Source organism: Achromobacter ruhlandii, from assembly GCF_002082135.1.
Taxonomy (GTDB): Bacteria; Pseudomonadota; Gammaproteobacteria; order Burkholderiales; family Burkholderiaceae_B; genus Achromobacter; species Achromobacter ruhlandii.
The window spans coordinates 5,744,099-5,764,710 of sequence record NZ_CP017433.1; the positions used below are offsets into that span (position 1 = coordinate 5,744,099).

Annotated in this window: 19 protein-coding genes; 11 read left to right on the forward strand and 8 right to left on the reverse strand. The window is 67.9% G+C overall.

The window, feature by feature from the left end; all coding sequences use genetic code 11:
• Positions 1 to 103 precede the first annotated feature (103 nt).
• From tsaE to AruCF_RS26100, 3 genes are all read left to right on the forward strand, one after another.
• Complete coding sequence (gene tsaE, locus AruCF_RS26090; RefSeq protein WP_068980980.1) at positions 104 to 643, forward strand: tRNA (adenosine(37)-N6)-threonylcarbamoyltransferase complex ATPase subunit type 1 TsaE; 540 nt, start codon at positions 104 to 106, stop codon at positions 641 to 643.
• Positions 571 to 1,950 carry an N-acetylmuramoyl-L-alanine amidase gene (locus AruCF_RS26095; RefSeq protein ID WP_049071551.1) on the forward strand — a complete coding sequence of 460 codons (1,380 nt, stop codon included), beginning with the start codon at positions 571 to 573 and terminating at the stop codon, positions 1,948 to 1,950. Before tsaE ends, AruCF_RS26095 begins: the two co-directional genes overlap by 73 nt.
• Before the next feature lie 314 nt (positions 1,951 to 2,264).
• Positions 2,265 to 4,703, forward strand: coding sequence for a TonB-dependent receptor domain-containing protein (locus tag AruCF_RS26100; protein WP_235432741.1), 2,439 nt, complete (start codon positions 2,265 to 2,267; stop codon positions 4,701 to 4,703).
• A 48-nt stretch (positions 4,704 to 4,751) separates the two neighbouring features.
• Here AruCF_RS26100 and AruCF_RS26105 read toward each other — a convergent pair whose 3' ends face one another.
• The gene (locus AruCF_RS26105) at positions 4,752 to 5,390 is read right to left on the reverse strand and encodes a VTT domain-containing protein (RefSeq protein WP_080977319.1); all 639 of its coding nucleotides are present in this window, start codon (positions 5,388 to 5,390) and stop codon (positions 4,752 to 4,754) included.
• Positions 5,391 to 5,487: 97 nt separating this feature from the next.
• Here AruCF_RS26105 and mutL point away from each other — a divergent pair, with 97 nt between their 5' ends.
• From mutL to AruCF_RS26120, 3 genes are all read left to right on the forward strand, one after another.
• Entirely contained in the window at positions 5,488 to 7,434 is a 1,947-nt protein-coding gene (mutL, locus tag AruCF_RS26110) for a DNA mismatch repair endonuclease MutL (protein WP_049071548.1), read from the forward strand.
• A gap of 3 nt (positions 7,435 to 7,437) precedes the next feature.
• Positions 7,438 to 8,394: a tRNA (adenosine(37)-N6)-dimethylallyltransferase MiaA gene (gene miaA / locus AruCF_RS26115; RefSeq protein ID WP_049071546.1), complete on the forward strand. Its 957-nt coding sequence runs from the start codon at positions 7,438 to 7,440 to the stop codon at positions 8,392 to 8,394.
• Between the two features lie 77 nt (positions 8,395 to 8,471).
• On the forward strand, positions 8,472 to 8,969 hold the full coding sequence (locus AruCF_RS26120; protein ID WP_235432740.1) for a hypothetical protein: 498 nt from the start codon (positions 8,472 to 8,474) through the stop codon (positions 8,967 to 8,969).
• Between the two features lie 61 nt (positions 8,970 to 9,030).
• Here the strand turns inward: AruCF_RS26120 and purM are convergent, their stop codons facing one another.
• On the reverse strand, positions 9,031 to 10,080 hold the full coding sequence (gene purM / locus AruCF_RS26125; protein ID WP_049071544.1) for a phosphoribosylformylglycinamidine cyclo-ligase: 1,050 nt from the start codon (positions 10,078 to 10,080) through the stop codon (positions 9,031 to 9,033).
• Between the two features lie 316 nt (positions 10,081 to 10,396).
• On the opposite strand from purM, the gene hda reads away from it, so the two are divergent.
• The 4 genes from hda to AruCF_RS26145 are packed head-to-tail and all read left to right on the forward strand — an operon-like array spanning position 10,397 to position 13,666.
• Positions 10,397 to 11,098, forward strand: a complete 702-nt coding sequence (gene hda / locus AruCF_RS26130) for a DnaA regulatory inactivator Hda (protein ID WP_049071543.1) — start codon at positions 10,397 to 10,399, stop codon at positions 11,096 to 11,098.
• Entirely contained in the window at positions 11,095 to 11,793 is a 699-nt protein-coding gene (locus tag AruCF_RS26135; RefSeq protein WP_049071542.1) for an HAD family hydrolase, read from the forward strand. The genes hda and AruCF_RS26135 overlap by 4 nt, the downstream gene beginning before the upstream one ends.
• The gene (gene pcnB, locus AruCF_RS26140; protein WP_049071540.1) at positions 11,794 to 13,179 is read left to right on the forward strand and encodes a polynucleotide adenylyltransferase PcnB; all 1,386 of its coding nucleotides are present in this window, start codon (positions 11,794 to 11,796) and stop codon (positions 13,177 to 13,179) included.
• Positions 13,180 to 13,183: 4 nt separating this feature from the next.
• A complete protein-coding gene (locus tag AruCF_RS26145) occupies positions 13,184 to 13,666 on the forward strand; it encodes a 2-amino-4-hydroxy-6-hydroxymethyldihydropteridine diphosphokinase (RefSeq protein ID WP_049071538.1) in 483 nt (160 codons plus the stop codon).
• 66 nt (positions 13,667 to 13,732) lie between these two features.
• Here the strand turns inward: AruCF_RS26145 and AruCF_RS26150 are convergent, their stop codons facing one another.
• Genes AruCF_RS26150 through AruCF_RS26165 form a run of 4 tightly spaced genes read right to left on the reverse strand, consistent with a single transcriptional unit; the run spans position 13,733 to position 17,535 of the window.
• Positions 13,733 to 14,629: a sugar kinase gene (locus AruCF_RS26150; RefSeq protein WP_049071537.1), complete on the reverse strand. Its 897-nt coding sequence runs from the start codon at positions 14,627 to 14,629 to the stop codon at positions 13,733 to 13,735.
• 55 nt (positions 14,630 to 14,684) lie between these two features.
• Complete coding sequence (locus AruCF_RS26155; RefSeq protein ID WP_049071535.1) at positions 14,685 to 15,518, reverse strand: HpcH/HpaI aldolase/citrate lyase family protein; 834 nt, start codon at positions 15,516 to 15,518, stop codon at positions 14,685 to 14,687.
• Positions 15,515 to 16,708: a CaiB/BaiF CoA transferase family protein gene (locus AruCF_RS26160; RefSeq protein ID WP_049071533.1), complete on the reverse strand. Its 1,194-nt coding sequence runs from the start codon at positions 16,706 to 16,708 to the stop codon at positions 15,515 to 15,517. The genes AruCF_RS26155 and AruCF_RS26160 overlap by 4 nt, the downstream gene beginning before the upstream one ends.
• Positions 16,705 to 17,535, reverse strand: a complete 831-nt coding sequence (locus tag AruCF_RS26165) for an HTD2 family dehydratase (protein ID WP_049071532.1) — start codon at positions 17,533 to 17,535, stop codon at positions 16,705 to 16,707. The genes AruCF_RS26160 and AruCF_RS26165 overlap by 4 nt, the downstream gene beginning before the upstream one ends.
• 136 nt (positions 17,536 to 17,671) lie before the next feature.
• Here AruCF_RS26165 and AruCF_RS26170 point away from each other — a divergent pair, with 136 nt between their 5' ends.
• Positions 17,672 to 18,565 carry a LysR family transcriptional regulator gene (locus AruCF_RS26170; protein WP_049071530.1) on the forward strand — a complete coding sequence of 298 codons (894 nt, stop codon included), beginning with the start codon at positions 17,672 to 17,674 and terminating at the stop codon, positions 18,563 to 18,565.
• Between the two features lie 95 nt (positions 18,566 to 18,660).
• Here the strand turns inward: AruCF_RS26170 and paaG are convergent, their stop codons facing one another.
• Both paaG and AruCF_RS26180 read right to left on the reverse strand, forming a co-directional pair.
• On the reverse strand, positions 18,661 to 19,461 hold the full coding sequence (gene paaG, locus AruCF_RS26175; RefSeq protein WP_049071528.1) for a 2-(1,2-epoxy-1,2-dihydrophenyl)acetyl-CoA isomerase PaaG: 801 nt from the start codon (positions 19,459 to 19,461) through the stop codon (positions 18,661 to 18,663).
• Entirely contained in the window at positions 19,458 to 20,570 is a 1,113-nt protein-coding gene (locus AruCF_RS26180) for an acyl-CoA dehydrogenase family protein (RefSeq protein ID WP_049071526.1), read from the reverse strand. Before AruCF_RS26180 ends, paaG begins: the two co-directional genes overlap by 4 nt.
• Positions 20,571 to 20,612 lie beyond the last annotated feature (42 nt).

Here is a 20,612-nt window from a genome sequence, read left to right on the forward strand (position 1 = left end):
AATAGCAATCACTTATAAGATTAGCAGAAACCCGAATTCCTATAATTGCGTTCGAACCGTGTTCCCATCCTGACCTTTTACCACTCGCCCCGCGACCCGCGCCATGTCCGCTCCCCTTCGCAGCCTGACCCTGCACCTGCCCGACGAAGCCGCCACCGAGGCGCTGGCGCGACAGCTCGCCCCGCTTGTCTCCGGCCGCGAAACCGGCCTGGCAGGCGCATGTATCCATCTTCAGGGAGACCTGGGGGCAGGAAAAACGGCCTTCTCCAGGGCATTGTTGCGGGAATGCGGCATCACAGGCCGAATCAAGAGTCCCAGCTACGCGCTGCTTGAATCCTATAAAGTTTCTAACTTATACTTCTATCACCTTGATTTTTATAGATTTAGTGATTCGCGCGAATGGCTGGACGCCGGATTCCGGGATTTGCTGCGTGAGGATGCGGTCGTTTTGATTGAATGGCCGGAACGGGCCGAGGGCCTTTTGCCCCCTCCCGACCTGCAGATTTCCCTGTCGTACGCCGGCCAAGGACGCGATGTCACGCTGACCGCGCACACCGCTCGAGGACAAACATGGTTGAACGCGATTGTCCCCCCGCCCGACACGGCGCCCTCCCCGCGGCAGGCGCCACCCGACGTCGCCTGATCAGCGTCGCTGCCACCCTGCTCGTCCTGCCGGTGGTGCCGCGGCTGGCGCAGGCCGCCACCATCCTGGCCGTGCGCACCTGGCCGGCGGACGAATACACCCGCGTCACGCTGGAGCTGGACAGCGAGCTCAAGGCTGAACAGTTCACCCTGGAAAATCCCCACCGCCTGGTGGTCGATATCGAGGGACTGACCCTCAGCGCCGCGCTCAACGACCTGGTGTCCAAGGTCCGCCCCGACGATCCCTACATCCAGAGCCTGCGCGTGGCGCAGAACCGGCCCAACGTGGTGCGGCTGGTGTTCGACCTGAAGCAGGCCGTGGCGCCGCAGGTGTTCACGCTCAAGCCGGTGGCCGACTACCAGTACCGTTTGGTGCTGGACCTGTATCCCAAGGTCGCGCAGGATCCGCTGGTCGCCATCCTCAACAAGACCGGCCCCGACGCCGACGATCCGCTGGCGCGCATCCTCGAAGACATCCAGCGCAACCCGGCCACCCGCGCCGACCCGCCTGAGCCGCCGCGCGTGCGCGGCCAGCAGCCGGCCGCGCCGCTGCCGGTGCCGAAGTCGCCGCCCGCCTCCGCCGGCCGTGGCAAGCAACGCATGCTGACCATCGCGCTGGATCCCGGCCACGGCGGCGAAGACCCCGGCGCCATCGGCGGCAGCGGCCTGCGTGAAAAAGACGTGGTGCTGCGCATCGCGCGGCGCCTGAAGGCGCTGATCGACGCCCAGCCCTACATGCGCGCCTACCTGACGCGCGACGATGACTTCTTCGTGCCGCTGCATGTGCGTGTGCAGAAGGCGCGCCGGGTGCACGCCGACCTGTTCGTGTCGATCCACGCCGACGCCTGGATCAAGCCCTCGGCCAACGGTTCCTCGGTATTCGCGCTGTCGCAGCGCGGCGCCAGCAGCGCCCAGGCGCGCTGGATGGCCGACAAGGAAAACGCGGCCGACCTGATCGGCGGCGTCAACCTCGGCAGCCACGACCGCCAGGTGGCCAAGGTGCTGCTGGACCTGTCCACCACCGCGCAGATCAACGACTCGCTCAAGGTCGGCAACGCCTTCCTGGACGAGATCAAGAAGATCAACCGGTTGCACAAGAACAGCGTCGAGCAGGCCGGCTTCGCGGTGCTGAAGGCGCCCGACATCCCGTCGGTGCTGGTCGAGACCGCCTTCATCAGCAACCCGCAGGAAGAGGCGCTGCTCAAGACTACCGCGCACCAGGAAAAACTGGCGCAGGCCATGTTGACGGGCATCCAGCGCTACTTCACCGCCAACCCGCCGCTGGCGCGGTTGGGCGACGTCAGCTGAGACATCGCCGGATACGAGAATGGCCATGCCTGCGCATGGCCATTTTCTTTTGCGGCGCGCCGTCAATGCATTCGGACGATCCGGCTTCGATTTGAATGCGATGCGGCTATCGCAAGCGCCGGGTTATCCCATCCTATATGCCGGCGAGTGCGAGACTTGTCTCTGGATTTTCAGACGGATCCATACAGAGGCCGAAAGGCGACCCCGGTAGATTAGCGGCCATCTTTTGGAAAGATCCATGGCCGTCTGCCTGTTATCCGCTCCGCGTTGCGTTCCAGCGCAATCCTGTATTCATCATGCAGGGATTCTGGAACATGAAACGCACCAACATATCGCTGGCGGCAGCCCTCCTGTTGTCCACAACCTCTTATGGCCAGACCATCCCGAACGAGGCCACGCCCGGCGAGGCCAGGCACGACGCTCGTGACGGGCTGAAGGTTTTTTCGCCGATCACTGTTAGCGCAACTATCAAGCCGGAAGATGTCGCCACGCAATCCATTTCCGCCGATGAGCTGAAAAGGACTGGCGGAAACAACTTTGGCACAATCATGCGCTACCAACCGCTGATCAGCGCATCAGGCGTGAATAATGGTTCCAGCAACGGCAAATCGGGTTTTGACCGCGGCGGTTACAGCAGCTACAACATTCGCGGCCTGGATGGCAACCGGGTGGCGCTGGATGTCAACGGCATTCCCTTGCCGGACGCCACCGGGCGCAGTTACGCGGTCTCCAGCGGCGAAGATACTTTTGGCATTGGCCGCGACTACATCGACCCCTATCTTTACGGCCAGGTGAACATCACTTCCGGATCGGCGCGCCAGAACACGGTCAAGAACGTGGTCGGCGGCTCCGTGTCATTCATCAGCAAATCACCGGACGCCTATCTCACGGACGGTAAACGCAGCTACCTGGAATACACCGGCGAGTTCGACACCTCCGATCATGCCTGGCACAACGGCGCAACCACCGCGTTCGGCAATGACAGCGCCCGGGCATTGTTCGCCTACAGCCGCCGTGATGGCAGGCAAACGCAGAACAACAGCGGCTATCTGGATACTTATCCGATGCGCTGGCATTCCGATGCCGCGCTGATCAACGGCGTCATCGACACCGGCGGCAGCGGCCGCATCATAGGCACCCTGGATTTCTATCGCAAGTCCAGCCGCGAAAGCGCGCCCATGTATAAAAAGCTGAACAGCCGCGCCCCCCACGAAAGCGTTGTCGGCGCAAGCAGGCAGCGCAATTCCACGCAACGCGATTCGATCAGCCTGGCGCACGTTTTCACGCCGCGAAACAACGCGTTGATGGATACGATGGAAAGCAAGATCTTCTATCAGCAAACGCGCGTTGGCGATGACACCGTTTCAGCGCAGGATATCGTCACTTCATCCAGGTCGAGGTCCACCGGAATGGAGACGGAGAACCCCTTGGAGAATGTTTCGACCTTCTCCCACATGAACACCAAGACGTATGGCCTGCAAAGCGAAATCACCAAGGACTATGGCGCCCAGGCATTGAATTACGGCGTGAATTTCTCGATAACGGATTTTTCCCGGCCGTTTGAACAAGTCGGCGCGGACTATCCCACCTTGCAGCCACAGGGCAACAACAGAACCTATGACACGAATGTGTGGCTGAGCGACACCATCACCATCGGCGCGCTTTCGGTGATGCCGGGACTGAAATATTCGTGGCACAAGATCAATCCGCAGGGCTTCGAGGCGCCATCCGACGACAACGCGCTGGGCGCTTTGACGTTGGCGGAAATCAACGAAATACATGGCAAGACGTTTACGGACGGCAAGCTATTGCCTTCGCTGACCGTCATGTATGCCTTCAACCCGGAGTTCCACACCTACCTGCAATACAAACGCGGCGTTTCGTATCCCACCAGCAGTCAGATAGCGGGAATCTGGCTGCATCCCAGGATTGGACGCGCCTCGCCGGCCATGGTCGGCAATTCCGATCTGAAGTCCGAAACCAGCAATCAGTTTGAACTCGGGGTGGCTGGCAAGGCAGCCCGCGGCCTGATGGTGCGCGGCAGTGTCTTCTACAACCGTTACGACAACTTCATCTACAACCGCAAGTACGCCTTGAGGGATTACCAGACAGGCGCGCCGAAACCTGGCGTGGAAAGCCTGCTCGCCAGATTGCCGGCCTCGATTTCCAGCCTCACCATCGCCGAGAACCGCGACAAGGCCTATATTTATGGCGCCGAGGTGGTCACCCGGATCGATTATGGCGCGCTGTTCGGCGCAGCCCATGGGCTGAGCAGCACTTTCGCCCTGGGGTACAACCAGGGCAAATCGAAATCATCGTATTCGGGTGATGGCTGGGTGGAACTGGACAGCGTGCTGCCCGTCAAGGCCATTGCATCGTTGGCCTGGGATGACCCTGAAAACCGCTACGGCGCAAGCATTACCGCAACCTTCGTCAAGGGCAAGCAAGCCGTCGATCCCGTCCGGCAGAACTTCCCGAACAATGGCAGCCTGACGTTCGAGGAGTATTCCGGCAAATACGAAAAGAACTACATGCGCATTCCGGGATACAGCATTCTCGATCTGGCGGCTTATTACAACGTGAAGAAGCACCTGACGGTGGCGATGGGCGTCTACAACCTCACCAACCGCAAGTATTGGGAGTACGCCAGCAACAAGCGCATGACGATGGGCTCGGACCAGGACCAGCGTGATATCGCCCTGGGTGTCGCGCCTGGCAGGACCTACCAGTTGAGCGTCACCGCGATCTTCTGATCCCATCCTTTTCCGTTTCCGGTGGCGGCTGCGCGTCCGTCGGCGCCGCTAGCCGCCCCGGCGCGCGCGCAGCAGCTTGAACAGGGCCGCGCCGACCACCGGCACGATGGCCGCGGCCAGGCCGATCAGGACGATGGTGTTCAGGTGTTCCCTCACCAACGGGATGTTGCCGAAGAAATAGCCCGCCGCCACCAGGCTCACCACCCACAACAGCGCGCCCAGGATGTTGAACATCTGGAAGCGCGACAACGGCATGTCGGCCACGCCGGCCACGAACGGCGCGAACGTGCGCACCACCGGAATGAAGCGCGACATGACGATGGTCTTGCCGCCATGCTTCTCGTAGAACGCATGCGTGCGCATCAGCGCCCCACGATCCAGGAAGCGCAGGTTCATCGAGAACACGCGCGGCCCGAGGTAGCGGCCGATGGCGTAGTTCACGCTGTTGCCGGTAATCGCGGCCACGATCAGCAGCGCGCCCAGCAATACCGGATCCAGGCTGCCCGTGGCGCCGAAGGCGCCAGCGATGAACAGCAGGGAGTCCCCCGGCAGGAAGGGCAGCACCACCAGCCCGGTTTCCGCGAAAACGATCAGGAACAGCACCAGATAGACCCACACGCCGTACTGCTGGACCCAGACGCCAAGGGTCTGGTCGATGTGGAGCACCATTTGGAAAAAATCGAGCATCAATACGTCCCTGGAAGCGGAAGGGGAATCAGGCCACGACTATAGCCCACCGTGTCCAGAGGCTAAAATCCTCCCTATGGCTACACCGGAACACCCCATGACAGAACGCCGCTCCATTCTTGCGCTGCCCGACCTGCTGATCAGCCAGATCGCCGCGGGCGAAGTGATCGAGAGACCCGCCTCGGTGCTCAAGGAAATCCTCGAGAACGCCATCGACGCCGGCGCCCGCGCGATCGAGGTGCGCCTGGAGGGCGGCGGCATCCGCCGCATTGCGGTGACCGACGACGGCGGCGGCATTCCACCGGAAGAACTGCCGCTGGCGCTGGCGCGCCACGCCACCAGCAAGATCCGCAACCTGCACGAGCTGGAATCGGTCGCGTCCATGGGGTTCCGCGGCGAGGCGCTGGCCTCGATCGCCTCGGTGGCGCAGGTTTCCATTATTTCGCGCACCCGCGATGGCGAGCATGCCTGGCAGATCCAGGCCGGCAGCATGCAGGTCACCCCTGCCTCGGGCCCGCCTGGCACCACCGTGGACGTGCGCCAGCTGTTCGACGCGGTGCCGGCGCGCCGCAAGTTCCTGCGCTCGGAAGCCACCGAATTCGGCCACTGCGTCGACGCCATGGAGCGCATCGCGCTGGCCCATCCGCAGATCGCCTTCCGCCTGTTCCACCACGACCGCGCGCAGCGCCAGTGGCTGCCGGCCGAACCGCCGCAGCGCATCCGCGACGTGCTGGGCGCGGAATTCGCCGAACATGGCCTGCTGCTGTCGCACAGCGTCGGCACGGTCAGCCTGGCCGGCATGATCACCCGCCCCACCGCGGCCCGCGCCCGCGCCGACCGGCAGTATCTGTACGTCAACGGCCGCTACGTGCGCGACCGCACCGTCAGCCACGCGCTGCGCGCCGCCTATGCCGACGTGCTGCATGGCGACCGCCAGCCGGCCTACGTACTGTTCCTGGACATCGACCCGGCCGCGGTCGACGTCAACGTGCATCCGGCCAAGCACGAGGTGCGCTTTCGCGACAGCGGCGCCGTGCACCGCTTCGTCAACCACGCGGTCAGCCAGACGCTGGCGCAGACCGGCGGATCGTCGGCGGTGGCGCCGGCCGCGGCGACGCGCGATGACGATGATGGATTCGAGACCGTGGCGCCGTCAGCGCCCGCGACAACCGGCGGCTTGCCCGCCTCCACGCCGGCCGACACGCCTCGCCCCGGCTATACCGGCGCCAGCCCGGGCGCCGCGCCCGCCTACGGCCTGCGGCCCTCGCCAGCGCCGCAGCGCCCGCACACGCAGGTGCCGTTCCGCCTGCACGCCGAGCCGGCCGGGATTCCCGCCGCCGACTGGCAATCGCTGTATCGCCCCCTGACCGAAGACACCGCCGCGCGCGTCGAGCCGCTGCGCGACGTGGCGGCGCTGGCGCCGCAGGCCGCGCCCGCGCCGACGCTGGCGGCCGACGAGGAACACCCGCTCGGCATGGCGCTGGGCCAGTTGCACGGCATCTACATCCTGGCGCAGAACCGCCGCGGCATGGTGCTGGTGGACATGCATGCGGCCCATGAGCGCGTGGTCTACGAACAACTCAAGCAGGCGCTGGACGCGCGCAGCCTGCCGCGCCAGGACCTGCTGGTGCCGGTGGTGTTCCACGCCCAGGAAAAGGATGTGGCGGTGGTCGAGGAATTCGAGGAACAGCTGGAAGACCTCGGCTTCCAGATGCGCCCCTCGGGCCCCACGTCGATCGCGGTGCGCTCGGTGCCCGCCATCCTGGCGCGCGGCGACATCGAGACGCTGGCCCGCGCCGTGCTGCGCGACCTGGCCGGCGTGGGCGTGTCGCGCCTGTTGACCGAACAGCGCAACGAACTGCTCTCGACCATGGCCTGCCACGGTTCGGTGCGCGCCAACCGCAAGCTCACGATCGAAGAGATGAACGGCCTGCTGCGGCAGATGGAAGCCACCGAGCGCGCCGACCAGTGCAATCACGGCCGGCCCACCTGGGTGCAGTGGTCGGTGTCCGACCTGGACAAGCTGTTCCTGCGCGGGCAATAGATCTTGTCCGTGTCCGCCCCTCCCCTCGTCATCTGCCTGGCCGGCCCCACCGCGGCCGGCAAGAGCGCCTCCACCCTGGCGCTGGCCGAACGCTGGCCGCTGGAAATCATCAACGTCGATTCCGCCACCATCTACCGCGGCATGGACATCGGCACCGCCAAGCCGTCGCCGGCCGAACAAGCGCAGGTGCCCCAGCACCTGCTGGATATCCGGGACCCGGCACAGTCGTATTCGGCGGCCGAATTCCGCGCCGACGCGCTGCGCCTGATCGACGCGATCCGCGCGCGCGGCCGCATTCCGCTTCTGGCCGGCGGCACCATGATGTACTACAAGGCGCTGCGCGACGGCCTGGACGACCTGCCGCAGGCCGACCCCGCGCTGCGCGCAGAACTGGAAGCGCGCGCCGCCCGTGACGGCTGGCCGGCGCTGCACGCCGAGCTGGCGCGGCTCGACCCTGTCACCGCCGCGCGCCTGGCGCCCAACGACAGCCAGCGGATCCAGCGCGCGCTGGAGATCTGCCAGTTATCGGGCCAGCCCATGTCGGCGCTGCTCGGCCGCCAGCGCGCCGCCGCCGGCGACGACGACAAGCGCTACCTGACCATCAGCCTGGAACCCTCGGCGCGCGCCGCGCTGCACGCGCGCATCGAACAGCGCTTCGACGCGATGCTGGCCAACGGCCTGTTGGAAGAAGTGCGCGGCCTGCATGCGCGCGCCGACCTGCACCCGGGCCTGCCGTCGGTGCGCTGCGTGGGCTACCGCCAGATGTGGGCCCATCTCGACGGCGAGATCAGCCTGGAGGAAGCCCGCGAACAGGGCATCGCCGCCACCCGCCAGCTGGCCAAGCGCCAGATCACCTGGCTGCGGGCCCAGCCCGAGCGCGTGATCGTCGACTGCCTGGCGGCCGACGCGGTGGCGCAGACCATCGACGCGGTGGCCGCGGCACTGGCCGACGCATCCTGACGCAAGCGGCTGCACGCCTTCGGGCCCTTTCGCCGCAACCGGCCGCCCGCGACGGCGACCAATCACTGGATATCGAGATGATGGACATCAACGAAGCAAGCACGTCTTTTGCCGCCATGCTGCGCAAGCAGCACGAGGCCTTGATCGGCGAAATCCAGCGGTTGCTCCGCGAACGCCCGTTCACGCTGGACCAGGGCGTTTCCAGGGAAAACGTGGACGCCATCCACTTCGAGTACGACTGGGAGTCGTTCACTCCCGTCGCGATTCCCTTGAACACGCGTTCCGGCTACTGTGGACGGGGCCTGCGGTTGGCATTGCAGTACCCGTTGATTCCGCCCGATGTCGACGCCGCGTTGACCGAAGCCATGGACAACGAGGACGACGACTTCGGCGATGAACTGCGCGAAATAATGACGGAGACCTACCTCGCCTGGTTCCAGGCGGCCTGGCGCGACGCGCGGGACGCCAACCGGCAGGTGCGCGGCTTTCTGTCCGTTCACGACACCATCTGGCGCACGGACCTGGATACGGGAGAAGCATTCCGCGAGGACGCGGGCCGGGTCAAGTTCTTCTAGCCGGACAGCGAAATAAAAAACCCGCCACCAGGGCGGGTTCTTCATTGCGAGGCCAGCCGGCTCAGACCACCACGGTCTGCGGCATGCCTTCGGTCTGGGCGACGATCTCGCCCAGCTTGCTGACGGTTTCGCCCTGCTCGCGCAGCGTCGCGGCGATGGCGTCGGCCTGGGCCGGATCCACCACCAGCACCATGCCGATGCCGCAGTTGAAGACGCGGTACATCTCGGTGTCCTCGACGCCGCCCTGCTCCTGCAGCCACTGGAACAGCTTGGGCATTTCCCAGCTATCGCGCCGCAGGCGGGCCGACAGGCCGTCCTGCAGGATGCGCGGCACGTTGTCGAGCAGGCCGCCGCCGGTGATGTGGGCCAGGCCCTTGATGGCGCTGCCGTGCTTGGCCAGCGCGGCCAGCACCTGCTTGACGTAGATGCGGGTCGGGGCCATGACCACGTCGACCAGCGGCTGGCCGTGGAAGTCGTCGTCCGGCTTGGCGCCGGCGCGTTCCAGGATCTTGCGCAGCAGCGAATAGCCGTTCGAGTGCGCGCCGCTGGACGCCAGGCCCAGCACCACGTCGCCGACCTTGATCGACTTGCCGTCGATGATGGCCGACTTCTCGACCGCGCCCACCGCGAACCCGGCCAGGTCGTATTCGCCATCGGGGTACATGCCCGGCATTTCGGCGGTTTCGCCTCCGATCAGCGCGCAGCCCGACAGTTCGCAGCCCTTGGCGATGCCGCCCACCACCGACGCCGCCGTGTCCACCGAAAGCTTGCCGCAACCGAAATAATCCAGGAAGAACAGCGGCTCGGCGCCCTGCACCAGGATGTCGTTGACGCTCATCGCCACCAGGTCGATGCCGACGGTGTCGTGGCGGTTCCAGTCGAACGCCAGGCGCAGCTTGGTGCCGACGCCGTCGGTGCCGGAGACCAGCACCGGCTCCTTGTAGTGCTTGGGCACTTCGAACAGGCCGCCAAAGCCGCCGATACCGGCCAGCACCCCGGGGCGCATGGTGCGCGCCGCAAGCGGTTTGATACGGTCGACCAGGGCGTCGCCCGCGTCGATGTCGACACCGGCGTCACGGTAGGTCAGGGGAGCTTTGGGTTGATTCGTCATGAGAAATGCCGTGGGATATGTAACAATTGCTGGGAATTGGGGTGGAACGCCCTGCATTTTACGATGTTGCGGCCCGGTCCTGGCCAGCGCCCGGCGAAAGCCGCCGGCGGCGGGCGGGACGGCCCCGGCCCGGCGCGGCGCCATTTTGGCGCAAACCCAAGCCAGGCAAAGGGCTTGGACGCGACACCGGCGCCCCGGGTGGTTTAAAGTGTAGGGTTGGCCGATAGCGATTTTGCCAGTTTCTGGCGGGCAACGCCGCCGCCGGCCGTGGGCTCACCCTGGAGCCTGGCTCTACCCGCCTGATCGATCACCTCTCATGAACCGCCAGCTGCTGCTCGACGTTCTTCCCGCGCCAGCGCCCTCGCTGAACAACTTCATCGCCGGTCCCAACGGAGAGGCGCTGGCGGCCGTGCGCACGCTTGCTCCCGGCCGCGCGCTGTACATCTGGGGCGCGGCCGGCTGCGGCCGCAGCCACCTGCTGCGCGCGCTGACCGCGCGCCCCGACGCTGTCTACATCGAAGCGGCCAACAGCGCCAACATCCTGCGCGTGCTGGCCGAGGCCGATTCCAAGTCGCCCATGCCCAAGTTCGTGGCGGTGGACGACGTGCACCTCATGGACGAGCACCGCCAGGCGGGCCTGTTCGCCCTTTACAACCGCTGGCGCGAATCGGCCGCCACCGGCCGCGCCTTCGCGCTGGCCGTGGCGGGCGACCGCTCGACGCTGTCGATGCCGCTGCGCGAAGACCTGCGCACCCGGCTGGGCTGGGACCTGGTGTTCCGCCTCGATCCCCTTTCCGACGCCGACAAGCTGGCGGCGCTGGCGGCCCAGGCGGCCCAACGCGGCCTGCACCTGGCGCCCGAAATCATCAACTGGATGTTGACGCACCACGAGCGCGACATCCGCAAGCTGGCGGCCTTGCTGGACGCGCTGGACCGATACTCCCTGGCCACCGGCCGTCCCATCACCCTGCCCCTGCTGCGCGCCATGCTCGCAGACCCGGATTCACAACGCACATGACCTCCCGACGTCTCGCCCTGTTCGACCTGGATCACACCCTGTTGCCGCTGGACAGCGACTACCAATGGGCCGACTACCTGGCGCGCACCGGCCGCGCCGGCGATCCGGACGAGGCCCGTCGCCAGAACGACGACCTGATGGACCGCTACAACCGCGGCGAACTCACCGCCGAACAGGCCGCCGAGTTCATGCTGGGCCTGCTGGCGGCGCACGCGCCGTTCGACCTGGCCGCCTGGCACGAGGCCTTCATGGCCGAGGTCATCCGCCCGTCGATCACCCCCGCCGCGCGCGCGCTGGTCGAATCGCACCTGGAAGCCGGCGACCTGTGCGCCGTGGTCACCGCCACCAACAGTTTCGTCACCGCCCCCATCGCCCGCGCCTTCGGCATCCCCCACCTGGTGGCCACCGACGCCGAAGTCCAGCGCGGCCGCTACACCGGCCGCATCCTCGGCACCCCCAGCTTCAAGGAAGGCAAGGTGGTGCGCGTGAACGACTGGCTGGCCGCCATGGGCCTGGGGCTTGCGGATTTCCCCGAATCGTTTTTCTATAGCGATTCGGTCAATGATGTCCCGCTGCTCGAAAAGGTGACCCGCCCGATCGCCGCCAACCCCAGCCCCACCCTGCGCGCCATCGCCCAGGAACGCGGCTGGCAAGTGATCGATCTGTTCGACCACGTCATAGATGCCAAGTCCTAAATGATCACCGAAACCATAAAAAAATTCGTCGGCCGACTGTTCGCGCCGGCAGCCCGGGGGCCTTTGCGCATCGGACGCGACAAGCACGGCATCGACCGCCGCAATGTCTCGCGCCACGCCATCAAGGTATGCGAGGTGTTGCGCCAGCATGGCTATGAAGCCTATATCGTCGGCGGCGCGGTGCGCGACCTGATCGTCGGCCTGGAACCCAAGGACTTCGACGTCGCCACCAACGCCACGCCCGAACAGATCCGCCCGCTGTTCCGCCGCGCCCGCATCATCGGCCGCCGCTTCCAGCTGGTGCACGTGGTGTTCGGCCAGGAAATCATCGAGACCTCCACCTTCCGCGCCCCCGCCTCGGAAGACCAGGAAACCGACGCGCACGGCCGCATCCTGCGCGACAACGTGTTCGGCACGCACGAGGAAGACGCGGCGCGCCGCGACTTCACCATGAACGCGCTGTACTACGACCCGCACAACGAGGAAGTGATCGACTTCCACAACGGCGTGGCCGACCTGAAGAAGCGCCAGATCCGCATGATCGGCGACCCGGCCAAGCGCTACCGCGAAGATCCGGTGCGCATGCTGCGCGCGGTGCGTTTCGCCGCCAAGCTGAACGGCACGATCGACCCCGCCACGCGCCAGCCGATCCGCACCATGGCCGACCTGATCGAGAACGTGCCGGCCTCGCGCCTGTTCGACGAGATGCTCAAGCTGCTGACCTGCGGCCACGCCATGGACTGCCTGCGCCAGCTGCGCGCCGACGGCCTGCACAACGGCCTGCTGCCGCTGCTGGACGTGGTGCTGGAGCAACCGGGCGGCGAGCACTTCGTGGAACTGGCGCTGGAACGCACCGACGCCCGCGTGCGCGCCGGCAAGACCATCAGCCCCAGCTTCCTGTTCGCCGCGCTGCTGTGGCAGCAGGTGGAGGTGCGCTGGAAGCAGCTGCGCGCCCAGGGCGAACACACCATCCCGGCGCTGTCGCAGGCCGCCGACTCGGTGCTCGACGAGCAGACCGAGAAGCTCGCGATCCAGCGCCGCTTCTCGTCGGACATGCGCGAGATCTGGTTCATGCAGCCGCGCTTCGAGCGCCGCATGGGCAAGACCATCTTCCGCATGATCGAACAACCGCGCTTTCGCGCCGCCTGCGACTTCCTGCAGCTGCGCGCCGCCGCCGGCGAGTTCGACAGCGTGCTGGCGCAGTGGTGGATGGACCTGGCCAACGCCGACGATGCCACCCGCGCCGACATGATCGAGGAAGTCTCGCGCCTGCCGCGCGACGCCAGCGACGGCCCGGCGCCGGCCGCGCGCAAACGCCGGCCGCGCCGCCGCTCGTCCTCGCGTGGCGCGGGCAGCGCCGCGGGCGGTGCCGGCGGCGCCGAATAAAGCCATGGCCGCCCCCGTGCGCGCCTACATCGGGCTGGGCGCCAACCTGGGCGACAGCGCGGCAACGCTGCGCAGCGTGCTGGCCGAGCTGGCCGCCACCGACGGCATCGTCGCGGTGACGGCCTCGCCGTTCTATCGCACGGCGCCGGTGGACGCCACCGGCCCGGATTTCGTCAACGCGGTCGCGGCGCTGGACACCACGCTGGCGCCTCTCGACCTGCTGGATCTGCTGCAGGCGCTGGAATTGCGCCATGGCCGTGAGCGGCCCTACCGCAACGCGCCGCGCACCCTTGACCTGGACCTGCTGCTGCATGGCGACGCCGCCATGGCGCATGAGCGCCTGATCCTGCCGCACCCCCGCATGCAGTTGCGCGCCTTCGTGCTGCGCCCGCTGCGCGACCTGGCGCCGACGCTGACGCTGGCCGGCCGCGGCCTCGACGCCTGGCTCGGCGACATCACCGACCAGCCGATCGAACGCCTGGACTGAACCGCGCCGGGCGGCGCGGTTGCCGCCGCCTTCCTGATTACCTTGAAGATCGGCCCTGCGGCCGCGTCACGCCTTGGGCGCGAACGCCAGCATGGCGCGTTCGACGTCGTCCACGCCGGGGAGCCCCGCCTCGTTGCCCAGGTGCTGGATCTTGTGCGCCGAGGCGGCGCGGGCGAAGGTGAAGTGTTCCTTCCAGGCCAGCTCGGGCCGGTTGAGGTACGACCAGACATAGGCGCCGTGGAACACGTCGCCCGCGCCGGAGGTGTCGATGATGCGTTCCGCAGGCACGTCCAGCGACGGCAACGTGTCGACCTTGCCGCTTTCGTCGTACCAGAGCATGCCGCGCTCGCCCAGCGTCACCGCGCCGATGCGGCAGCCGCGCTGCTTGAGCAGGTCCAGCAAGCCGTGCGGCGACAGGTCGAGCTGTTCGCACATGCGTTCGGCGCAGACCGCCACGTCGATGTGGCGCAGCAGTTCGTCAGTGTTCTCGCGCACGCCGCCGCCGTCCAGCGAGGTCAGGATGCCGGCCTGGCGGCAGGCGCGCGCGTAGTGCAGCGCGGCGTCGGGCTGGTGGCCGTCCAGGTGCAGCGCGCGATAGCCATCGACGTCCAGGCGCGGGAAATCGTTCAGGTAGTCGGCATCGCGCGCCCGCACAATGGCGCGCTTGCCATGGTTGGGCATGATGAACGACAGCGACGAGCGCCGCACCTGGCGCCCGTGCAGCGTGACGCCGTGCGCGGCCGCCATGTCGGTATACATGTGGCCGAGCCAGTCCGGCGCCAGCGAGCAGATCAGGTCGGGCCGGGTGCCCAGCTTGCCGCAGGCGAACGCCGCGGTGACGGCATTGCCGCCGAACGACACGGCGTAGTCGCGCGCCACGCTTTTCTCGTCGCCGGTAGGCCATTCGTCGGCCAGCACGGTGACGTCGATGTAGGTATGCCCGATGAAAAGCGCTGCACTCATGAGACCGTCCGCGGAAAGATTTGCCGGATTGTAGGCCGGACACCGCCGGACGGGATCAAGCGGCGCTGGCTTCGCCTGCCTGCGCCAGCACGCGGCGGGCGCGGGTGATGACGGGCGCGTCCACCATCTTGCCGTCCAGCATGAAGGTGCCGGCGGCCTTGTCGCGGTGCGCGTCGACCACGCGGCGGGCCCAGGCCAGCTCGGCCGGATCGGGCGCGAAGGCGGCGTGGATCACCGGCACCTGCGCGGGATGGATGCACAGCATGCCGCCGAACCCCATCTGCTGGGCGCGCGCGGCGGCGGCGGACAGCCCGGCGTGGTCCTCGACCCCCGGGAACACGCCGTCCAGCGCCGGCGCCAGCCCGGCGGCGCGGGTCTGCAGCAGCACCTGCACGCGGGCGTGGTCCAGCACGGCTTCGGCGCCGGCGGTGTCCGGCGCCAGGCCCAGGTCCAGGCCGTAGTCGAGGCTGCCGAACGCCAGCCGCGCCACGCCGGGCGTGCCGGCGACCTCGGCGGCGTTGAGGATGCCGCGCGCGGTTTCCAGGATCGGAATGACCGGCAGCCCCGCCTGCGCCACGTGGCGCACCTGCGCCAGGCTTTCGGCCTTGGGCAGCAGGATGCCGGCCACGGCGGGCTTGCCGCGGCAGGCCTTCAGGTCGTCGTCGTGCCACGAGGTGGAGGCGTCGTTGATCCGCACCCACACCCGCGCCTGCGGCTGGGTGCCGAGGAAGTCGCAAAGCGCTTCGCGGGCCGAGGCCTTGGCCAGGTGCTCGACCGCGTCTTCCAGGTCGACGATGACGGCATCGGCGCCGCTGGCCAGGGCCTTGGGGATGCGTTCGGCACGGGAGGCCGGCACGAACAGCGCGGTACGAACGACGGAATGCATCACACCACCTCCGAAGCATGGAAGCGCGCCACCTGTTCGGGCGCGTATCCCAGTGATGCTAGCACCGCATCCGTGTTCTGGCCCACGGCGGGCACCGCCGCCATGCGCGGCGCGAAGGCGTTGCTACTGGCCGGCGGCAGCAGCGCCGGCAGCGCGCCGGCCGGGCTGTCGACCTGGCTCCAGCGGTCGCGCGCCCGCAATTGCGGGTGGGCCCAGACCCCGGCCATGTCGTTGACCCGGGCGTTGGCGATCTGCGCGTCTTCCAGCCGGTCGGTGACCTGCTGCACGCTGAGATCGGCGAAGGCCGCGACGATCAGCGCGCGCAGGGCCTCGCGGTTGGCGGTGCGCAGCGAGTTGGTGGCGAAACGCGGGTCCTCGGCCAGCTCGGCCTGGCGCAGCACCTGGGCGCAGAACACGCGCCATTCGCGTTCGTTCTGCAGGCCCAGCATGATGGTATTGCCGTCGCCGGTGGGGAACGGCCCGTAGGGATAGATCGAGGCGTGGGCCGCGCCGGCGCGCACCGGCGGCGCCGCGCCCTCGAACGCGTAGTACATCGGGAAGCCCATCCACTCGACCATGCTCTCGAGCATGGAGACGTCCAGGCGGCTGCCCAGGCCGGTCTTCTGGCGCAGCAGCAGCGCGTTGAGAATGGCGGAATAAGCGTACATGCCGGCCGAGATGTCGGCGATGGAGCAACCGGCCTTGACCGGGTCGTCGGCGGTGCCGGTGACCGACAGGAAGCCGCTTTCGCTCTGGATCAGCAGGTCGTAGGCCTTCTTGTCCTGGTAGGGGCCGCCTTCGCCATAGCCGGAGATGTCGCAGACGATCAGGCGCGGATACTTGGCGTGCAGTGCCTCGAACGACAGCCCCAGGCGCGCGGCGGCGCCGGGCGCCAGGTTCTGCACCAGCACGTCGGCCTGTTGCAGCAGGCGTTCCATGATGTCGCCGGCTTCGTCGCGCTTGAGGTCCAGCGTCAGGCTTTCCTTGGAACGGTTAGTCCAGACGAAGTGCGACGACAGGCCGCGCACACGCTCGTCGTAGCCGCGGGCGAAGTCGCCCGCGCCGGGGCGTTCGATCTTGATGACGCGCGCGCCCATGTCCGCCAGCTGGCGGGTGCAGAACGGGGCGGCGATGGCGTGTTCGAGGCTGACGACGGTAATGCCGTCCAGCGGGCGGGGGGCAGGCGTGCTCATGCGGTGAACCTCAGTTCGGCCTGGTGGGCCAGCGTGCCGTCCTGCTCGGCCCAGAGCCGGGCCAGGCCCGGTTCCTCGAGGCGGCCGGCGACCTGGAAGGGCGTGGGTGAAACCAGCGGCCGCAGGCCGCGATACGACAGGTGCGTGGGACGGGCGCCAGGGTGGGCGCGCATGAAGGCGGCGACCATCTCGGTGGCGATCAGCGGGCCGTGCACCACCAGGCCCGGATAGCCTTCGGTGCCGGTGACGTAGGGATGGTCGTAGTGGATGCGGTGGCCATTGAAGGTCACGGCCGAATAGCGGAACAGCAGCACCGACGAGGGTTCGATGGTGTCGCGCCACTGCGCCTGTGGCGCCGGCTCGGTGCCGGCGAGCTTGGGCGGCGTGGGCTGGCGGTAGACGATGTCCTGCTCTTCCAGGATGGCCACCTCGCCGTCCTGGCGGTACTCGTGGCGCACCGTCACGAACAGCAGCGCGCCGGTGCGGCCGGCCTTTTCCTTGACGTCGGCCACCACCGAGACCCGTTCGGCCGGCACGCCCACCCTAAGCGGCTGGCGGAATTCGACGCGGCCGCCGGCCCACATGCGGTTGCGGTCCTGCGCCGGCGGCAGGAAGCCGCCGCGGGCCGGGTGCCCATCCGTCCCCAAGCCATCGGCCGCCACCGTGCTGATGAAAAACGCCCATTGCCACAAGGGGGGCAAGGGGTCCCCCACGGCGGGCGCGGGGCCGCCCAGCGTGGCGGCGACGCGCGCCGCATGGCCGGGATCCAGCGCGTCCGCCTGGCGCTCGCCGCTGCCGATCCAGCCGGCCGGGTCTGTCGATGTCATGCCGATATTCCTCTGATGATTGATCTGGTGGCTAGCATCCCGCATGGCGGGGACACTGTGAATTCATTTTTCCTCAAGGCCGGCTTTGGGGCGCCTGAATCGTGCGCCCGGCGCCCGCCGCCGTAATATAGGCGCCATGCACTTCGATCTCGCCGACCTCCGCCTGTTCATCCACATCGCCGAATCCCCCAGCCTGACGCAGGCCGCCAAGCGCGCCCACCTGTCGCTGGCCGCGGTCAGCGTGCGCATCAAGGCGTTGGAGAACCAGCTCAACACCCGTCTGTTGTACCGCGACAGCCGCGGCGTGGAAATCACCCCGGCCGGCCAGCGGCTGTTGCAGCACGCGCGGGTCATCATGCGCCAGGTCGATCACCTGAAACACGACTTCCAGGAGCAGGCCGACGGCGATGCCGGCCACATCCGCATCTTCGCCAACACCACGGCCGTCACCGAATTCATGCCGGACATCCTGGCGCGGTTCCTGGCGGGCCACCCCGGCGTCACGGTCGACCTGCAGGAACGGCTGACGCGCGACATCGTGCGCGGCGTGCTGGACGGCACCACCGACCTGGGCATCGTCGCCGGGCCGGTCGACGCGCCCGAACTGCAGACCATCCACTTCAGCACCGATCGGCTGGTGCTGGTGGTGCCCAACGGCCATCCGCTGCAGGACCAGGACAAGGTCAAGCTGGCCGACGCGGTGCGCTACCCGTTCATCACCATGCATGAGGGCTCGACCCTGGTGGCGTTCCTGCGCGACCAGCTCGAGCGCATCGGCCAGCGCCTGCCGCAACGCATCCAGCTGTACAGCTTCGACTCCATCTGCCGGATGGTGCAGGCGGGCGTCGGCGTCGGCGTGATCCCGGATTCCGCCGCGCGCCGCTATGGCGCGGAGATGAAGCTGCGGGTGGTGGAGCTGGATGAGCCCTGGGTGGTGCGCGAGCGCAAGCTGCTGGTGCGCGACGTTGACGCCCTGCCCGGCTGCGCGCGTGAACTGATCGAGCAGATCCGGCAACCGGCGGCGGCCTGACGCGCTGGCGGTGGGAGGCGCCCCAACCGTCCCGCGCGCAGCGATGCCTCGTCCAGCAGGTTGTTCACACGACACGCCGCCTCGCGCCGCAAGCCCTAGCGCCCCGTGAACGCCGGCGCGCGCTTCTGCGCGAAGGCGCGCATGCCCTCCAGGTAGTCGTCGGTATAGCCCAGCTCGCGCTGCAAGGCGCATTCCAGGTCGAACTGCTGCGCCAGCGTGTTGCCGCTGGACGCATGCAGGGCGGTCTTGGTCGCGGCATAGGCGCGAGTCGGTCCGGCGGCCAGCGTGGCACGCGCGTCAGCCAGGGTGGCCTCCAGGTCCGCGTCCGGCACCACGCGCCAGATCAGCCCCCAGGCCTCGGCCTGGCGCGCGCTGACGGCCTCGCCGAACAAGGCGGCGCCCATGGCGCGCGCCGAGCCCACCAGGCGCGGCAGGAACCAGGTGCCGCCCGCGTCCGGCAACAGGCCGATCTTGCTGAAGGCCTGGATGAAGCGCGCCGACTCCACCGCGAACACCACGTCGCAGGCCAGCACCAGGCTGGCGCCGGCGCCGGCCGCCACGCCGTTCATGACGCACACCACCGGCGCCGGCAGCGCGCGCAGCCGCAGGATGAGCGGCTTGTACAGTTTTTCCAGGTTCTCGCTCAGGTCGCGGCGCGAACCGTCCTCGGCCGGCTTGCGCTCGCCCAGGTCCTGGCCGGCGCAGAAGCCGCGGCCGGCGCCAGTCAGGATCACGCCGCGCAAGCCGGCGTGCGCCTCCAGCGTGTCCAGCGCCCGCGCCAGTTCGGCGTGCATGACGGCGGTAAAGCTGTTCAGGCGCTCGGGGCGGTTGAGGGTGATGACGCCGACGCCCTGCTCCAGCGTGAACGTGATCTCGGTGTAGCGGTCATGGCTCATGCCAGTTCCTCCAGCACCGCCAGTTGCTCGGCGCTGTCGCCCAGCAGCAGGTCCGCCACCGTCAGGCGCTTGAAGTAGTCGCCCACCTCCAGTTCGTCCGTCATGCCCATGCCGCCATGCAATTGCACCGCCATCTGCGCCACCAGCCGGCCCGCGCGCGCGGTTTCGAGCTTGGCCGAGGCCAGCATGCGGCGGCGCTGCGCCGGGTCGGGTTCGGTCAACGCGGCCACCGCCACGTAGGCCATGGATAGCGCCAGTTCCTTGGCCACCAGCATTTCCGCCAGGCGGTGCTGCAAGGCCTGGAACGCGGCCAGCGGCTGGCCGAACTGCTTGCGCGTCTTGAGATAGTCGACGGTGATCTCCAGCAACCGCTCCATCGCGCCCGCCGCATGGGCGCATAGCGCCGCCGTCCCCCATTGCAGCGCCTGCGCCAGGGCCGCGTCGGCCGCCTCGCCCCGCGCCAGCAGCGCATCCGCGCCAAGCGATGCCGCGTCGAAATCCAGGCGGGCGCAACGCGCGCCGTCCAGCGTCGGCGTGTCGGTGACGCGTACCCCAGTGACATCCGCCGGCACCGCCAGCAGCAGCGTGGCGCCGTCGTCGGCCCGCGCGCTCACCAACCAGGCATGGGCCGCGGCGCCATGCCACACCAGGTGCTTGGCGCCGTCCAAACGCCAGCCGTCGCCGTCGCGCGTTGCGCGGCAGTCATTCGGATCGGCCTGGTAGCGGCGTCCGGGTTCCTGGTACGCCACGCTGACCACCTGCTCGCCCGAGGCGATGGCGGGCAACCAGCGCTCACGCGCGGCGGCGTCGCAGGCGCCGATCAGGGCCGCGCCCATCACGGCGCTCGGGATTACCGGCTCGGCCACCAGCCCGCGCCCCAGTTCCAGGTGCACCGGCAGCAGGCTGGCCGGCACTTCGCCGAAACCGCCCGCTTCCTGCGGAATGTTCAGCCCCAGCACGCCCAGCTCGGCCAGCGCGTTCCAGGCCGCAGGATCGAGCCGGCCGGCGGCCTCGCGGGCGCGGCGCCGAGGCCGGGTCCATGCCTGGTCCACCAGGCGGCGCAGGCTGTCGGCCAGCATGCGCTGTTCTTCGGTATAGAGGAAATCCATGTGTCGTGCTCCTTGCGGCGCGCGCCTGTCTTGCAATCCAGG

Bases quoted from the DNA above. Each gene is read 5' to 3' on its own strand.
- AruCF_RS26150 (WP_049071537.1), bottom strand. From the start codon at position 14,629: ATGAGTGCAGCGCTTTTCATCGGGCATACCTACATCGACGTCACCGTG.
- AruCF_RS26120 (WP_235432740.1), top strand. From the start codon at position 8,472: ATGATGGACATCAACGAAGCAAGCACGTCTTTTGCCGCCATGCTGCGC.
- AruCF_RS26145 (WP_049071538.1), top strand. From the start codon at position 13,184: ATGGCCGCCCCCGTGCGCGCCTACATCGGGCTGGGCGCCAACCTGGGC.
- mutL (WP_049071548.1), top strand. From the start codon at position 5,488: ATGACAGAACGCCGCTCCATTCTTGCGCTGCCCGACCTGCTGATCAGC.
- hda (WP_049071543.1), top strand. From the start codon at position 10,397: ATGAACCGCCAGCTGCTGCTCGACGTTCTTCCCGCGCCAGCGCCCTCG.
- AruCF_RS26165 (WP_049071532.1), bottom strand. From the start codon at position 17,535: ATGACATCGACAGACCCGGCCGGCTGGATCGGCAGCGGCGAGCGCCAG.
- AruCF_RS26105 (WP_080977319.1), bottom strand. From the start codon at position 5,390: ATGCTCGATTTTTTCCAAATGGTGCTCCACATCGACCAGACCCTTGGC.
- AruCF_RS26170 (WP_049071530.1), top strand. From the start codon at position 17,672: ATGCACTTCGATCTCGCCGACCTCCGCCTGTTCATCCACATCGCCGAA.
- tsaE (WP_068980980.1), top strand. From the start codon at position 104: ATGTCCGCTCCCCTTCGCAGCCTGACCCTGCACCTGCCCGACGAAGCC.
- AruCF_RS26135 (WP_049071542.1), top strand. From the start codon at position 11,095: ATGACCTCCCGACGTCTCGCCCTGTTCGACCTGGATCACACCCTGTTG.
- paaG (WP_049071528.1), bottom strand. From the start codon at position 19,461: ATGAGCCATGACCGCTACACCGAGATCACGTTCACGCTGGAGCAGGGC.
- AruCF_RS26095 (WP_049071551.1), top strand. From the start codon at position 571: ATGGTTGAACGCGATTGTCCCCCCGCCCGACACGGCGCCCTCCCCGCG.
- AruCF_RS26160 (WP_049071533.1), bottom strand. From the start codon at position 16,708: ATGAGCACGCCTGCCCCCCGCCCGCTGGACGGCATTACCGTCGTCAGC.
- AruCF_RS26180 (WP_049071526.1), bottom strand. From the start codon at position 20,570: ATGGATTTCCTCTATACCGAAGAACAGCGCATGCTGGCCGACAGCCTG.
- purM (WP_049071544.1), bottom strand. From the start codon at position 10,080: ATGACGAATCAACCCAAAGCTCCCCTGACCTACCGTGACGCCGGTGTC.
- pcnB (WP_049071540.1), top strand. From the start codon at position 11,794: ATGATCACCGAAACCATAAAAAAATTCGTCGGCCGACTGTTCGCGCCG.
- AruCF_RS26100 (WP_235432741.1), top strand. From the start codon at position 2,265: ATGAAACGCACCAACATATCGCTGGCGGCAGCCCTCCTGTTGTCCACA.